Genomic DNA, 14,309 nt, shown 5'->3' on the forward strand with positions numbered 1-14,309 from the left:
ACCAAATTTCGTATGCCACAACGAGCCCGTCCACTTGCCCACAGGATTTTTGAAGGTTTCCTGACCTATACCGAAACGTTCAAAACTTATACACGCCTTGCGCCGCTTTACTTTGCCCAGCGTAACTGGCAAGCCACCCAGCTCAACCATCGCCAACGTCTCAGACTTTACAAAGATCTTCTCTTTCAGCTGGTGAAAATTTTCCAGCAGATACTAGGAAAAGATTCCGACAATAGAGCCATTTGGGCCTTGATCAGGCAGGAGTACCAGCTATTGATCAAAGTGCGACTGGATGTGGAGCTGGCGGAGACATTTTTCAACTCGGTGTTTAGAAAAACCTTCCCAAATAACCCCCTCGACGATGAGCTGATGTTTGTAATGGAAGGCTATGGGTCCTGCGAAATCCGGGAAAACTCGGAGCTATTGTACACCTACCCGGCTGAAATGGGGCTTGAGCAGATCATCCGCCAAATCCTTGAAGACTTTGACTTTGGCGTCCCCTATATGGACAAAGAGCAGGACGTCAACTTTCTCGTCGATGGAGTGAAAAAGGTCATCTTCACCAGATATCAGGTGGAAGTGGGCACCAAAACCCAACTGCTAAAACCGGTGTTTTACCGAAACAAAGCAGCTTACCTGATCGGAAGGACCAATGTCGGAAAAAAATGGATGCCATTTATTATTCCTTTTATGCATGGATCAGAGGGCATATATGTCGACACCCTCATCTTCGACCCAAACCTGATGAGTCACCTGTTCAGTTTCACCAGATCTTATTTTATGGTCGAAGCTGAAGTGCCTTCCCAGATTGTTGGCTTTTTGAGTTCGGTCATACCACACAAAAAAATCCACGAACTCTACAATGCGATCGGCTTCAACAAGCACGGCAAGACGCTTTTTTACCGGGACTTTCTTCATCACTTGTCGGAGAGTTCGGACCAGTTTGTGGTCGCTCCGGGGATCAAGGGAATGGTCATGACCGTCTTTGCTTTGCCTTCTCTCAACATTGTCTTCAAGCTGATCAAAGACCACTTTGAGCCTCCCAAAAATATGACCCGACAGGAAGTCCGGGAGAAATACAAGTTGGTATCACTCCACGACAGGGTGGGAAGAATGGCCGACACCCATGAGTTTGAGTACTTCAAGATCCCACTGGACCGCATCAGTGAAGAGCTCATGAAAGAGCTGCGAAACACAACTAACTCGCTTCTGCAGATCAAGGAAAATTTTCTCGTAATCAAACATTTATACACAGAGAGAAAAATGGTTCCTTTAAATATTTTTTTGGAAACATGCTCGACGGACGAAGGGCTGAGGGCGGTGGAAGACTATGGTCGGGCAATACTTCAGCTGGCCCAAGCCAACATCTTCCCCGGGGACATGATGACGAAAAACTTTGGGTTGACCCGCCAAAAGCGGGTGATTTTCTACGACTACGATGAAATTGAGCTTTTGGAAGAAATGAACTTTCGGGAAAAGCCAAAGCCCCAAAACTATGAACAGATCTATGCCGCCGAGCCTTGGTATGAAATTCATAAAAACGACGTTTTCCCTGAGGATTTTCGCCGCTGGATGATTGGTCGGCCGGATCTGAAGCCACACTTCCTGGATTATCACAAGGATCTGTTTGACCCCAATTATTGGAATTCCTTGAAAGACCGAATCGGAAAGGGAGAGCTAATCCATGCCTTTCCCTATCCCGAGGAGATCAGATTTCGCCCCGGGGAATCTGTTTAATTCCATCATAATTTCCCTTTCGATCACAGAAGAGCTAATTTCAAGCCGTCGTAGGGAGGCGTTCTCTACTCTATTTTTAGCCCATCTAAATTCTTCAAGATAGATCATATGCAATTCAAGATTAATCCAAAATCCCCATCTAAGACTTTTTTGCGCGTCATTCCTGTCTTCGAAGACGCTATAGCCGGCTTGGCCGAAAAGCTGGGAAAACCCGCTCCCGCTCCCGTCCTATTCTCGGGAAAAAAGGACTCAGCGTATTGCTATGATTCTGAAGGCCAATTGATACTACTACTGGGACTTGGACAAAATCCTGACTACAAAACTATCGAAACCGCATTTCGAAGAATACTTTCAAAAAATGGGACACTAGCTGAAAATGGCGTTTCTATTGATCTACCCGACAACTTTACGGCCACGCAAGCCGAGGCAGCACTTGTTGGCTTCGTACTGGGCACCTATTCTATCGGATTCTATAAATCCGCGAAGGCGACGGAATTTGACGGATTAAAGGTTGAAATTCGCTCGGTTCAGGAAAAAGCAAAAGTACTTGTCGATAGGGCCGAAAAAATCGCAGCGGCCAAGATAGAGGCTTTTAGGCTGGTAGACCTACCTCCTAACAAAATCACCCCTGAATATCTTGCAGACTGGGCGAAAAAACTTGCCAAAAAATCCAAGCTCAGCACTACGGTGTTTGATTCGAAAAGGGCTAAATCAGAAGGCTTGGAGGCTTTTTTAGCAGTGGGACGGGGCTCATCAAAAGAGCCGAAATTCATTATTCTCGAATACCGCCATCCAAAAGCTAAACACCACATTGGATTGGTTGGCAAGGGAGTGACTTTCGATACCGGCGGGCTTAATGTGAAGACCCAAGGAATGCATGAGATGAAATCTGATATGGGCGGAGCAGCTGCCGTGTTGGCGACGACGCAGCTGGTCTCCGATCTTCAGCTTGCCATAAACCTTACTGCAATCGTCCCTTCAGTTGAAAACGCGATCGACAAAGACGCCTATCTCCCATCCGAAGTTATTGGGAGCCACGCAGGACTGAGCATCGAGGTGGTCGACACGGACGCCGAGGGGCGACTGATCCTGGCAGACGGTCTTTCCTACCTCGCCAAAAAATATAAAATAGATCAGGTGATCGATTTGGCGACACTTACCGGGAGCGCAATTGGAACTTTTGGCTACGAGTGTGCGGCGCTGTTTTCAAATGATGAAAGCCTGTCTCATGGCTTGCAAGAAGCCGGCAAGGCGGTTGGGGAAAAGTCTTGGCCTCTACCGCTTTGGGACAGCTATGCCAAGGAGATGGACTCGGAGATAGCCGACATCAAAAACTACAACGGGAAGCCCTTCGCGGGTGCAATCACCGCGGCAAAGTTTCTGCAGGCATTCACCCATGGGCATCCTTCTTGGGCTCATTTGGATATCGCCGGAGTCTCCTTCACAGATAGCGAATTCGCAAAAACCAAAACAGGAACTGCCTATGGAGTCGGCCTACTGCTGAGGTACATCGAGCGGATGCTCGAATAAAGTAAAGGGAATGGCCATGGGTTAAAACTGCTCTTCTATTCCCAAGCCAAATAAGGCAAAGTCATATTTAACGGGATCGTCGGGATCAAATTCCCGCAATCGCTGAGTTAACTCCACCGCTGTCAGCCAATCGGTCTGCTTTCTTGTAATCAATCCCAACTTCCTCCCTACTCGATCCACGTGCAGGTCGCAGGGACATACCAGCTGGGCAGGGCTGATCTTCTTCCACAAGCCAAAATCCACGCCGTTTTCGTCCGAACGTACCATCCAGCGTAGATACATGTTGATCCGCTTGCAAGCCGCCTTCCTATCCGGTGACGCGATGTGCTTCTTTGTCCTGTCGGGAGCGTCAGGAAGGCTAAAGAAATACCGGCGAAATTCGGTCAAAATAGACTCCATGGCATCAACAAGGCCGTTTTGCCCCCTGAGAAAGGCCTCTTCCAGACTTTCGTTGTTTCTGTAGAAACTGCTAAGAAAATGGATAAAATAAAGCGTATCGATCTCGTTGAAAGTTCGATGCTTGAAGCTTGAAAAACTCTTCAGATCAGCCTCGTGATGATTGAGGAGAAAATCGTGCGGAGCGTCATCCATCAGTTTAAATAGCTCCAAGCATTTGTTGATGATAGTCTTACGTTGCCCCCAAGCCAAGATCGCCGCAAAAAAGCCAGCGATTTCAATGTCCTGCTTTTTGGAAAAGCGATGGGGAATGGATATGGGATCGTTGGCTATGAATCCTGGCTGGTTATATTGGGCAACTTTTACGTCAAGAAAGTCCTTCAATCTCTGCATCAAAGCGCCACTTTCACTTCCCCGCCCTGTGTTCCATCAAACCATTTGAAGGAAAGTTCATTGTCAACCTTTTCGGATACGTGCCAGTCGAAGCACTTGATGTTGGTCAATGGACGGAGCGAATCCTGATCCGGATCGTAAAGACAAATATCAAAATCAGGCATATCCTTTGATTCGAGCGTATTCCATTTTTCCAGGATAAATCCCTCCTCCATGGCCCTGACTTTGTTCCCAAACACATAGTCTTCCAAAATGGAAGGTACTCCGTCCTTTCTCCTCAACTTAAAACCCGAAGGACCAAACATAATCTGCTTGCATACCTTAGCTTCGAGTAGCTCATTGGTATAGGGCATGATTTCCCAATCAGATTCTTTGAATACCACTTTGTTCCCCTCGGGTCTGATGCGCGTGAGAAGTTGGGAAAGCTTCGAAAAAACAAATGTCAGCCCGATAAAAAGCAATCCGAAACTTGCCAAAATCGGATAGCTGAGGATAAAGACCATGTTCCAAACAAATCGGAACACGTGATGGAAAAAGAGCTGGACTCTATTCATGCCTGAATAATCAATGCGCAAAGTTACTTCGACCCGCTTACAATGCCAAGTAGCATTAGGCCATGAAGGCTCGGGCAAGTTTGTAGCCAGCACTGACACATACAAAAAATCCCCTTCCAAGTCAGAAAGGGGATATTGTCATAATGTTTTTTAGGATTAGTAGAGAACCTCGACAGGAAAGCGTTGGTTGACGGCTTTCAGCTGGTCAAAAGCTGCTTGAGAGAGCTTGATCACCAATTTTGAGTTGTCCCCGGTCTCTGGAAGTGTGCCCACGACCCGAGCGAAAATTGTGAGATCGTTTTCTTCGTTTTTCACGCGCATGATGCTCCCTACCGGTGCCGTTCTGTGCAGGACTAAATACTTCTTGTGAGAACCAGTCCCTTCGATCAGTTCCGCCTGGCCTGTTTCGGTAATGTTCTTAAACCCACCAGACGTATTTGCCACTGTTGGTTCTACATTCATCTCGGCAGTAGACGTCGCGACTTTTGGAGAGCCTATGACAGGGACGGTAGAGGGACCTTCCGGCGCTCTTCCCACTTTGATCACCTGTCCGGAGCGAAGATTATTAGAGGTCAACGCATTCCATTTGATCAAATCTTCGACGCTGGAATTGTATTGGGTAGAAAGGGAAAAGAGTGTTTCACCCTGTTTGACGGTATGCGAAATCCATTCGCCGGGGGCGATCGGAGTTGTGTTGGCGACGGTCGTGGATGGAGTTGTCAGGACTGTTTCAGGCTGGGCTTTGGTAGTAGGCTTTTCGGCGGATGGCTTTTCAGCCTTCTTTTCGACTGGCTTTGATTCAGTTTTGGGATTGTTTCCGGCTGTAGTTACACTTTCGGCGGCAGCGGTCGTAGTCGCCGCTACGGTAGGAGCTACGGGAGTGGGCTGGGAATTGGTTGCTATGGCAGCTTCTTTCACGATCAGAGCCTGGCCCACACTCAGATCATTGCCAAGGAGTTTGTTCCACTGCTTCAATGAGTCGACGCTCACCCCATATTTTTTGGAAATCGAAAAGAGTGTTTCACCCGGATTTACCTTGTGGAGAGCGGCGCCCTCCGGCAATTTACTCTTCTCAAAATACGGGACCCGAATGGTCTGCCCGATCTTCAAGCCCTGCTTTAAGACTTCGTTTGCATTTTGGATCTCTCCCACCGGTACCTGGTACTTTCTGGATATCGCAAAAAGCGTCTCTTGGGGAGTGACTTTGTGCAGGATAAAGGTCTTGTCTCCTACGCGCTCTATCCCAATCGAATCTCCCGAGACTAGGCGAGAGGCTTTTGAATAAGAGACAGTTAGCATCAAGATCAGAAGGAAGGCACTGAGGAATTTGGACTGAGGAATCATTGTAATCTAGGGTATTGAAGTGAAACAGGTCAAAAATTTCACTATGTGTTTCGCAAGAATTATGCTAGAAATGAGACTGCCCAGGCTTTTTCATTCCTTATTTGGAATATGGAAAAAGACCAAAAGCTAGCCTGCTAAATCTCAGGCAAAAATTGGCGTAATCTCAGCCCTATACGTATCTTTTCTTACTAATTCTCCAGAATGATGCGGATACTCCTGCTCTTAACCTTGTTTTGTGGACTGATTTGCTTTTCCCTCTATGGACAAGAGCAAGCGTCCCGAGTCTTCACGTTTAAGATCGATTCGGACATCGATCCGGCCATGAATCGCAGAGTCCAACTGGCCATGCAGGAAGCCGAGGAGAAAAAGGCCAGCCTGATCTTGATCGAAATGGATACCTATGGTGGCGTGGTCACCGATGCGGACGAAATTCGCACGAGGATTTTGGAAAGCAAAATTCCCGTCTACGTCTTCATCAACAAAGATGCGGCTTCGGCTGGGGCCTTGATTTCCATTGCCTGCGACAGCATCTACATGGCTCCCGGTGCAAGTATAGGCGCGGCGACTGTAGTCAATGGTACGGACGGTGCTGCCGCTCCGGACAAATACCAATCCTATATGAGGTCGATGATGAGGAGCACAGCGGAGGCTCGCGGTCGGGACCCAAAGATCGCAGAAGGAATGGTGGATGAAAAAATTGAAATCGAGGGGATAAAAAAGGCTGGTTCGGTGATCACCCTATCCGTGTCTGAAGCCATCAAACTCGGCTTTTGCGATGGAGAATACTCTTCGGTGACGGCCATCCTGGATGCCAAAAATCTGGAAAACGCGGAAGTCTTGGCCTACGAAGAAGATACGATAGACAAAATCATTTCATTCTTCTTGAGCCCAGCCATCAGCGGAGTACTGATTTTGATCATCATCGGAGGAATCTACTTTGAACTACAAACTCCCGGGGTTGGATTTCCGATCCTCGCGGCCATCGTTGCAACACTCCTATATTTTATTCCCTACTATCTGAATGGCCTGGCCGAAAACTGGGAAATCCTCATCTTTTTTTCAGGCATCATTCTCTTGGCCGTGGAGCTTTTCGTAATCCCGGGTTTTGGGGTTTTCGGCATCCTTGGGATCGTTTTCATCATTGGTGGATTGGTCTTGGGCATGGTGCCAAATCAGGACTTCAACTTTGACTTTGTCCCCACCTCCCAACTTTTTACCGCATTGCTAACCGTCATTCTTGCTTCCATCGTATCCGTGGGAATGGTTTTCTGGCTTACGCCCAAAGTGAACGAGTGGGGAGCTTTCCGACATATTACCCTTGTTACCACCCAAGAAAGAAGCGAGGGATATACTTCCAGCTTTTATTCGCCAGGGCTCATGGGCAAAACCGGCACAGTTCACTCCCGGCTGAGACCAAGCGGAAAGGTAGAGATCGAAGGTGAAATCTATGACGCATACTCAAGAGGTGAGTTTATCGACCAGGGCGAAAAAATCGTCGTCATATCCACAGAAGGAACATCGCTAAAAGTGAAGAATCTTTCGGCTTGAACCTGAAAGATTTCCATAAGTTTGCGGCATGAATCCATTTCAGTCCATTTATGAACTGATCGGCGAAGACCAAATCAGACTGCTCACGCAATACTTTTACGAGGAAGTAAGCCAGAATTCAGAATTGAGAAGGCTCTATCCGGAAGATTTGGAGCCTGCCGAGCGCAGGCTTTTCCTCTTTCTTCTCCAGGTGTTCGGCGGTCCCCAGACCTATTCCGAGGAGCGGGGCCATCCGCGATTGAGAATGAGGCATCTGGATTGGAAGATTGATCCCAACATGAGGAACCATTGGCTGAATGCCATGCTTACCGCTTTGGACAAACTCGACCCTGACCAAAACGCCAAAGAGCTGATGGCTGGGTACTTCATCAAAGTCGCCAACCACATGATCAACCATGAATAGGATTTTGCGGCGCATCTACTCGATCTATGCGGCCGTGACATTCGTGATCACGTTTCTCGTAATTTTCCCGTTTATCGTCCTATGTATTTGGATACCCGGATGGAAAAAATACGGTAGAAAAATCAACCGCTATTGGGCGAGGGCCTACTTCTCTTTGATTTTTCTGCCGGTGAAAATAGAATTCAAAGGAAAGCTTGATCGAGGGAAACCTTATATCTTCCTCTCCAACCATTTTAGCTACTTGGATGTAGCCATGATGGGATTCATCCCGGGAGATGTACTCTTCGTGGGAAAAGCCTCTATCCGGAAAGCGCCGCTCTTTGGCTACTATTTCAAAAATCTCCACATCGCCGTGGATCGCGACAGGCTGAAAAGCCGGGCTGAGACCATGAGGCAGGCGGGAGAGGCTCTGGATGCCGGTAGCGGGATCGTGATTTTTCCGGAAGGGGGGATTTTCACAAAGTGGCCACCCCAAATGATCCCCTTCAAAAATGGGGCTTTCAGGCTTGCCATGGAAAAACAAATCCCCGTCATCCCTGTCACCTTATCCTATAATCACCTAATTTTACCCGACGATGGCCAATTTTTGCTCAGCAGAAGAAGTGCAAAAATGGTCTTTCACCAAGCACTGAACCCAGCAGATTTTGTCTCGGATGAACTGCTGAAGGAACGGTGTTTTGCAACCATACAAAAACAACTGGACTTGGATAATCCCGGGTTTGGCTCTTGAAATTTCCTAATGAAAATAGACAAAGACTCCATCAAGAAAATCGCGCATTTGGCGAGACTGGAATTTGACGAAGGTTCCGCCGAAAAAATGTCCAAAGACATGTCGCAAATCCTCGATTGGGTAGAGCAGCTCAATGAAATCGACACCACCGATGTGGAACCTCTCACGACAATGTCATCCGAGGTGAACGTGATGCGCGAAGACAAAGTAGGAAGGCACCTCGACCACGAGGCCGGTCTGACAAACGCCCCAAAGAGAGATTCTGAGTACTTCCGGGTACCGAAAGTCCTAGAGTAAGAATGCTGAAATCCGCTTCCACCACGAACTTCATTGCAAAAACCGCCGCCCTCCTACTTTTAGTGTCCGGAGGGCTTTTTGCGTTTTGTTCATTTGTTTTCGACTCTGCCCACTATCCTAGGATTGCCCCCGCAGCCTTTTTGGATACCCTCGCCGTACCGATTGACTGGGTCAATTTGGGCTCACTTTCGTTTCCGATTCAGGTGGACAACTATTTGGTCTTCCAGGAATTCCATTCCCTAGCCCCCGCTTCTACCTTTGAAGAAAGCTACCTTTTCGGTTCAATCGTATTCTTACTATCCGTTTCCGCGCTAGCCCTGTTTAGTACCTTCAAGAAAATCCCTTTTTTGATCGCCAGCGCAGCCTGGATTGTCCTGTTGACGGTTTCGAATTCAAACGGTTTGAACATTGGCGTCCCTAGCTCCAACCTGCCGCTGGTTATCCTGATTGCGGGAAGCATTTTGCCTTTGATGTTTTTCCATGTGTGGAAGCCTAACGCCGCTTTCGGCCTGCGTTGGTTGACAGTGCTGTTCTCACTCGGTGTCGCATTGTCAGCGCTGGTTCTGCTCAGCCCAATTCCCAAGCCTCAGCTCTATTTGGCGGAACAGAGCCTAGTGATCGGGCTAGGTATGGCGGCAGCTTGGGTATTTTGGCAGGGTCACGGGATCATCTCTGGTATTTACATTTTGTTGGCTAGGGCAAACCAAAACATCAGCATGAGGATATCCTGGCAAATCCTCGGCATCGGCATCCTCTACCTGCTTGCGCTGATCTTTTTGCTGCTGGATCTCAAGGGCGAAGTCAGTTTGCCGATTCCGGCTTCGACTTCCCTAATGCTTCTTTTCCCAATGGGAATTTTGGGATGGATCTCCACGCTTGAAAAAATCCATCAGGAATCCAACATAGCAGCGAAACCCAACTTTCTACAAGCGCTTTTTCTACTTGGTTTTGCGATGACAGGCTGGCTAATCTGGAAATTTGAGGTCTCGGGAAATGAACCCGCAGGCGAATTTCTAAAGCATTTGATCGTCTATTCCCAGTTTGGATTTTCCCTGTTTTTCCTGGTATACCTCTTTAGCAATTTCCTTTCCATCATGGATTCGGGCAAATCGGTAGACAAGGTGCTTTTCAAACCTTTTTCCCTCCCCTACTACCACCTCCGAATCGGCGGGATGATCACCATGCTGGTAATTACGATCTACATGGATGCCGTGCTCGCCGCCCAGACAAGCTCCATGACAACCCACGTACTGGGAGACTACTACTACCAAACCGGCCGAAAACTGGAAGCGAGCATTCTCTATGAAAATGCCTGGGATACTTTTCGAAAAAATAAAAAGGCAAAGAGCTTAACCGCCCACCTTCTCTTCGAACTGAACCAGCCTACTCTTGCTAAGGAACACCTGGATGAAAGCTTTGCGGAAGCGCCCCAAGTAGACAACATCCTGCTGCTGAGCTCGAGGATGATCTTGGAAAACAAGCCTTTTGAATCCGTATTTTATCTTGAAAATGGACTAAAGAGATTTCCTGGAAATCCACACCTCGTCAATAACCTCGCGCTGGTCTATGTCAAAATCCAAAAACACGAGGAGGCGCTAAGGCTATTGGAGGAAAACAGCGCATCAGATCCCGTACTTGCCTCCAATCTAATCGCTATGCGGGGAAAACTCCAGAAAAATCAGCCGGAAACTCCCACTGGAGACGACCTGATCACCAGGATCAATCGTCTGTCAAGAAATAATTTCCGCGGGGAGGCTGTCAATGGTGATGAGCTAAATAAGCTTAGGGCACAACTGGAAAATGAAACTTCGCCCATGCTGCTGAATGCCGGCATGAGGAATTTGTCATCTGTCGGGGATATCTCCGCCACAGCACAGGACTTGGCTTGGATCGACTCGGTCAGCCGAAAGCCTGAGATGCTCGAATACCTGATGCAGATGCAGGAAACCGCTTCCATACGAAGTTTGGCAGCTGGAAGAATCACTGAATCCATTAAAAACCTAAACGGCCTGGCGTTCAGAAATCCGGGAGACGCAGGCTACTACCTCAATCTCACTGCTGGGATTTTGGCGAGAAATCTGGATTTCGAAAAAGCTTCGAAAGACATCATTGCAGCAGAGGAAAAGGGATTTAAGGCTTTTAGGCCACAGCACATCGCAATCCTGAGACTCGGGGGATTCTCGGAAAAAGCAAAGGAATTGCAGGATCAATACCAAGTTCCTGAATCAACCTCCCAAGATCCAATGCTCGACTTTGTCGCACGATTTAACCAGAGCATGCCCGATAGACTGTTTGAACTATGGAGCCAGATTCCGTCGCAGGAAACCAAAGCTACGTTGGCCTATCTCATGCTAGAGAGGAAAGCGCATGGCCTGACCGGCTACCAACTGAATGAATTAGGGAAAACACTAGAAGGAAGGATTGAAAACGAGGAAGAACTGAAGCTGTTCCTCCAAAATCCGGACTGGTCTGATCAGGCGGCTCTGAAGTCTTTCACCGAATTTTTGCAGACTGGCGAGGAATTGTCCGCAAACCCCTACCGTACACCGCTTGTCCTCAGTGCAGCGGAGCGCCTTCAGGACCCGTTAGCCCAATATGAGCTGCTGAATACCGCAAGTGAATTCAGCAAGGATCCCCTGCTCTGGATTCGAAAGGTACAGGCCGCCAAGCGTATCGGTTTGGACAACTACGCCACCGACGCCATCCAAGAGATGAGCACCTGGCTGAGCTGGGACGAAATAGAATTCTTGCAACGGACAAACTATTAGCACTTTTTCACGTATTTTGACGCATCGGTCTTCGAAATTTTAAACACTAAACCACTATCTTAAGCAAAATTTTCTACCATGAGCAGAGTCATTGAAACCCACGAAATCAACAAAACCTATAAAATGGGCTCCGAAATCATCCAAGCCCTCAAGTCAGTAAGCATCACCGTAGATCGTGGAGAATACGTGGCTTTCATGGGTCCTTCCGGTTCGGGAAAATCCACCCTCATGAATATCATCGGATGCCTCGACTCACCTACCTCCGGCACCTATATTTTGGCGGGAAAAGACGTCAGCGACATGAGCGAGAACGAACTTGCCGAGATTCGCAACAAAGAAATCGGCTTCGTTTTCCAGACTTTCAACCTTCTTCCGCGTGCCTCTTGTCTGGACAATGTTGCACTACCGTTGGTCTATGCCGGTTTTAGCAAGGCGGAAAGAGAGGAAAAGGCATTCAGGGCATTGGAAAATGTAGGACTTGGCGAAAGGACCAAGCACCGTCCCAATGAACTTTCCGGCGGTCAGCGTCAACGGGTAGCGATTGCCCGGGCCTTGGTAAACAATCCAAGCATCATCCTCGCCGATGAGCCTACCGGTAACTTGGATTCCAAGACTTCCCATGATATCATGGAGCTTTTTCATGAACTGCACGCCAAGGGCAACACCATCATCATGGTAACGCACGAAGACGATATCGCGCACTATGCACACCGAGTGATCCGTTTGAGGGATGGCTTAGTGGAAACCGACAAAATCAACCCCAACCCTACCCGAGGCGTTCCCGTCCACGCTTGATTTACTCCGAGTTATTTGAAATAGATTCTTATTTTTGACTCTGAAAGAACAGCGTCGAATGAAAATCTACACCAAAACCGGAGACAAGGGAACTACTGCACTACTTGGCGGCAAAAGGGTGCCAAAATCCGATTTGAGGATAGACGCATATGGCACCATCGACGAACTGAATTCATACTTGGGTTTGCTTCGTGATCAGAAAGTCAATGCAAACCGAGCTGTTTTCTTAAAGGAAATCCAAGACAGGCTGTTCACCATCGGAGCAGATCTGGCGACTGTTCCGGGAAAAGACAAAGTCAAAAAACCGGATCTGCATGCTGAAGACATCGAAGCCTTGGAGGACGAAATGGATCTGATGGAAGCCCAGTTGCCGATGCTTAATTCCTTCATACTTCCCGGAGGACATCAGTCGGTTTCCTTCTGCCATATCGCCCGAACAGTCTGCCGGCGCGGAGAAAGAATCGTGGTAGAGCTCTCGTCTATAGAGACCGTATCAGAGCTGGTCATCCAATATCTTAACCGACTTTCTGACTATCTCTTCGTGTTGGGAAGAAAAATGGCCCAAGAACTCGACGTTGAAGAGGTGACTTGGACTCCAAGATTAAAATAAGCAGCCGCATTTTTATAAATTGCAACCGAAACCACCGATCCAGCGGATCTGTTCCAAATAGAAACCTCAGGCATCTCGCCTCCAAATAGAAAGCGTATGAAAACCACACTTGCTATCCCGGTTCAGAAAACCACCCATTCCAAACTTGCCGAGACAGACTTTTCGAATCTGGTATTCGGCAAAACCATTTCTGACCACATGTTTGTGGCGGACTACAAAAACGGCGAGTGGACTGATCTTCGCATTGAACCTTATGGAGCATTGGACCTCCATCCCGCAAATGCGGCCCTTCACTACGGCCAGTCCATCTTTGAAGGGATGAAAGCCTATAAGAACGAAAAAGGTGAAATCCTGATTTTCCGTGCGGACGCCAATGCGCAGCGGATGAATGAATCGGCCGTAAGAATGTGCATGCCGGAGATCCCCGAGGAGATTTTCATGGAAGGCCTTCTACAGTTGGTCGACCTGGACAGAAACTGGGTTCCATCTGGCAAAGGCGCAAGCCTATACATCCGCCCTTACATGTTTGCGACTGACAACTATATTGGGGTGAAGCCCTCCGACACTTATAAGTTTATCATCTTCACCTGTCCTGTAGGAGCTTATTACAGCAAGCCAGTAAGCGTGAAGGTGGAAACCGAGTTTACAAGGGCAACCGAAGGCGGAACCGGTGGAGCAAAAACAGCCGGTAACTACGCCGCTTCCCTTTTTCCAGCCTTGCAGGCTCAGCGAGCAGGCTACGACCAGCTTCTCTGGACGGATGGGAAATCCCACAGCAAGATCGAGGAAAGTGGCACTATGAACGTCATGTTTGACATCAACGGCACGCTGGTCACGGCGCCGACCAATACTGGCACTATTCTAAAGGGTATCACCAGAGATTCCGTCATCCGGCTGGCCAAAGACTGGGGAAAGCCACTGGAGGAGCGATTTCTGACTGTGTCGGAGCTTCAGGAAGCCTTGGAAAACGGTACGCTGCGCGAAGCCTTCGGTACCGGCACCGCTGCGACCATAGCGCATATTTCCAAGATCAATGTCAATGGTAAAGACTACGCTCTTCCCGAAAAGAAATCAGACTCTTTTTCGTACAAAGTTCTGCATGAGCTGGACGGAATCAAGTATGGGGATATCGTGGACACTAGGAGCTGGATCTCAAAAATCTAAGATCTAACAGGAAGGCAACTTCCTGTTTTTCGTTACTTTT

At 48.1% G+C, this 14,309-nt stretch carries 13 protein-coding genes; 10 read left to right on the top strand and 3 right to left on the bottom strand.

Translation table 11 applies throughout. The annotated features are described in order from the left end of the window. Nucleotides 1-12: 12 nt before the first annotated feature. Together aceK and J0A67_RS09055 are read left to right on the top strand one after the other, a co-directional pair. Nucleotides 13-1,737 carry a bifunctional isocitrate dehydrogenase kinase/phosphatase gene (gene aceK, locus J0A67_RS09050; protein ID WP_206568989.1) on the top strand — a complete coding sequence of 575 codons (1,725 nt, stop codon included), beginning with the start codon at nt 13-15 and terminating at the stop codon, nt 1,735-1,737. A 108-nt stretch (nt 1,738-1,845) separates the two neighbouring features. After that, entirely contained in the window at nt 1,846-3,267 is a 1,422-nt protein-coding gene (locus J0A67_RS09055) for a leucyl aminopeptidase family protein (RefSeq protein ID WP_206568990.1), read from the top strand. Nucleotides 3,268-3,288: 21 nt separating this feature from the next. Here J0A67_RS09055 and J0A67_RS09060 read toward each other — a convergent pair whose 3' ends face one another. The 3 genes from J0A67_RS09060 to J0A67_RS09070 all read right to left on the bottom strand — a co-directional run bounded on the left by J0A67_RS09060 (nt 3,289) and on the right by J0A67_RS09070 (nt 5,954). Next, nucleotides 3,289-4,056: a TIGR02757 family protein gene (locus J0A67_RS09060; protein WP_206568991.1), complete on the bottom strand. Its 768-nt coding sequence runs from the start codon at nt 4,054-4,056 to the stop codon at nt 3,289-3,291. Beyond that, nucleotides 4,056-4,610: a hypothetical protein gene (locus tag J0A67_RS09065; RefSeq protein WP_206568992.1), complete on the bottom strand. Its 555-nt coding sequence runs from the start codon at nt 4,608-4,610 to the stop codon at nt 4,056-4,058. Before J0A67_RS09065 ends, J0A67_RS09060 begins: the two co-directional genes overlap by 1 nt. Before the next feature lie 156 nt (nt 4,611-4,766). Beyond that, the gene (locus tag J0A67_RS09070; RefSeq protein WP_206568993.1) at nt 4,767-5,954 is read right to left on the bottom strand and encodes a LysM peptidoglycan-binding domain-containing protein; all 1,188 of its coding nucleotides are present in this window, start codon (nt 5,952-5,954) and stop codon (nt 4,767-4,769) included. A gap of 204 nt (nt 5,955-6,158) precedes the next feature. Here J0A67_RS09070 and J0A67_RS09075 point away from each other — a divergent pair, with 204 nt between their 5' ends. From J0A67_RS09075 to J0A67_RS09110, 8 genes are all read left to right on the top strand, one after another. Beyond that, nucleotides 6,159-7,502, top strand: a complete 1,344-nt coding sequence (locus J0A67_RS09075; RefSeq protein ID WP_206569679.1) for an NfeD family protein — start codon at nt 6,159-6,161, stop codon at nt 7,500-7,502. Between the two features lie 28 nt (nt 7,503-7,530). Further along, complete coding sequence (locus J0A67_RS09080; protein WP_206568994.1) at nt 7,531-7,905, top strand: globin domain-containing protein; 375 nt, start codon at nt 7,531-7,533, stop codon at nt 7,903-7,905. Continuing rightward, entirely contained in the window at nt 7,898-8,635 is a 738-nt protein-coding gene (locus J0A67_RS09085) for a lysophospholipid acyltransferase family protein (protein ID WP_206568995.1), read from the top strand. Before J0A67_RS09080 ends, J0A67_RS09085 begins: the two co-directional genes overlap by 8 nt. A gap of 9 nt (nt 8,636-8,644) precedes the next feature. Beyond that, entirely contained in the window at nt 8,645-8,932 is a 288-nt protein-coding gene (gene gatC / locus J0A67_RS09090) for an Asp-tRNA(Asn)/Glu-tRNA(Gln) amidotransferase subunit GatC (protein ID WP_206568996.1), read from the top strand. 2 nt (nt 8,933-8,934) lie between these two features. Beyond that, the gene (locus J0A67_RS09095) at nt 8,935-11,700 is read left to right on the top strand and encodes a tetratricopeptide repeat protein (protein WP_206568997.1); all 2,766 of its coding nucleotides are present in this window, start codon (nt 8,935-8,937) and stop codon (nt 11,698-11,700) included. Nucleotides 11,701-11,778: 78 nt separating this feature from the next. Then, nucleotides 11,779-12,495 carry an ABC transporter ATP-binding protein gene (locus tag J0A67_RS09100; RefSeq protein WP_206568998.1) on the top strand — a complete coding sequence of 239 codons (717 nt, stop codon included), beginning with the start codon at nt 11,779-11,781 and terminating at the stop codon, nt 12,493-12,495. A 58-nt stretch (nt 12,496-12,553) separates the two neighbouring features. Beyond that, nucleotides 12,554-13,105 carry a cob(I)yrinic acid a,c-diamide adenosyltransferase gene (locus J0A67_RS09105; protein WP_206568999.1) on the top strand — a complete coding sequence of 184 codons (552 nt, stop codon included), beginning with the start codon at nt 12,554-12,556 and terminating at the stop codon, nt 13,103-13,105. A gap of 96 nt (nt 13,106-13,201) precedes the next feature. Further along, complete coding sequence (locus tag J0A67_RS09110) at nt 13,202-14,269, top strand: branched-chain amino acid aminotransferase (RefSeq protein ID WP_206569000.1); 1,068 nt, start codon at nt 13,202-13,204, stop codon at nt 14,267-14,269. Nucleotides 14,270-14,309 lie beyond the last annotated feature (40 nt).

This window comes from Algoriphagus aestuariicola (assembly GCF_017254835.1).
Classification (GTDB): domain Bacteria; phylum Bacteroidota; class Bacteroidia; order Cytophagales; family Cyclobacteriaceae; genus Algoriphagus; species Algoriphagus aestuariicola.

What these genes read in the sequence shown, in the direction of transcription:
- J0A67_RS09085 (WP_206568995.1), top strand. Translation starts at nt 7,898, where the DNA reads ATGAATAGGATTTTGCGGCGCATCTACTCGATCTATGCGGCCGTGACA.
- J0A67_RS09065 (WP_206568992.1), bottom strand. Translation starts at nt 4,610, where the DNA reads ATGAATAGAGTCCAGCTCTTTTTCCATCACGTGTTCCGATTTGTTTGG.
- J0A67_RS09055 (WP_206568990.1), top strand. Translation starts at nt 1,846, where the DNA reads ATGCAATTCAAGATTAATCCAAAATCCCCATCTAAGACTTTTTTGCGC.
- J0A67_RS09075 (WP_206569679.1), top strand. Translation starts at nt 6,159, where the DNA reads ATGCGGATACTCCTGCTCTTAACCTTGTTTTGTGGACTGATTTGCTTT.
- gatC (WP_206568996.1), top strand. Translation starts at nt 8,645, where the DNA reads ATGAAAATAGACAAAGACTCCATCAAGAAAATCGCGCATTTGGCGAGA.
- J0A67_RS09095 (WP_206568997.1), top strand. Translation starts at nt 8,935, where the DNA reads ATGCTGAAATCCGCTTCCACCACGAACTTCATTGCAAAAACCGCCGCC.
- J0A67_RS09110 (WP_206569000.1), top strand. Translation starts at nt 13,202, where the DNA reads ATGAAAACCACACTTGCTATCCCGGTTCAGAAAACCACCCATTCCAAA.
- J0A67_RS09105 (WP_206568999.1), top strand. Translation starts at nt 12,554, where the DNA reads ATGAAAATCTACACCAAAACCGGAGACAAGGGAACTACTGCACTACTT.
- J0A67_RS09100 (WP_206568998.1), top strand. Translation starts at nt 11,779, where the DNA reads ATGAGCAGAGTCATTGAAACCCACGAAATCAACAAAACCTATAAAATG.
- aceK (WP_206568989.1), top strand. Translation starts at nt 13, where the DNA reads ATGCCACAACGAGCCCGTCCACTTGCCCACAGGATTTTTGAAGGTTTC.
- J0A67_RS09060 (WP_206568991.1), bottom strand. Translation starts at nt 4,056, where the DNA reads ATGCAGAGATTGAAGGACTTTCTTGACGTAAAAGTTGCCCAATATAAC.
- J0A67_RS09080 (WP_206568994.1), top strand. Translation starts at nt 7,531, where the DNA reads ATGAATCCATTTCAGTCCATTTATGAACTGATCGGCGAAGACCAAATC.
- J0A67_RS09070 (WP_206568993.1), bottom strand. Translation starts at nt 5,954, where the DNA reads ATGATTCCTCAGTCCAAATTCCTCAGTGCCTTCCTTCTGATCTTGATG.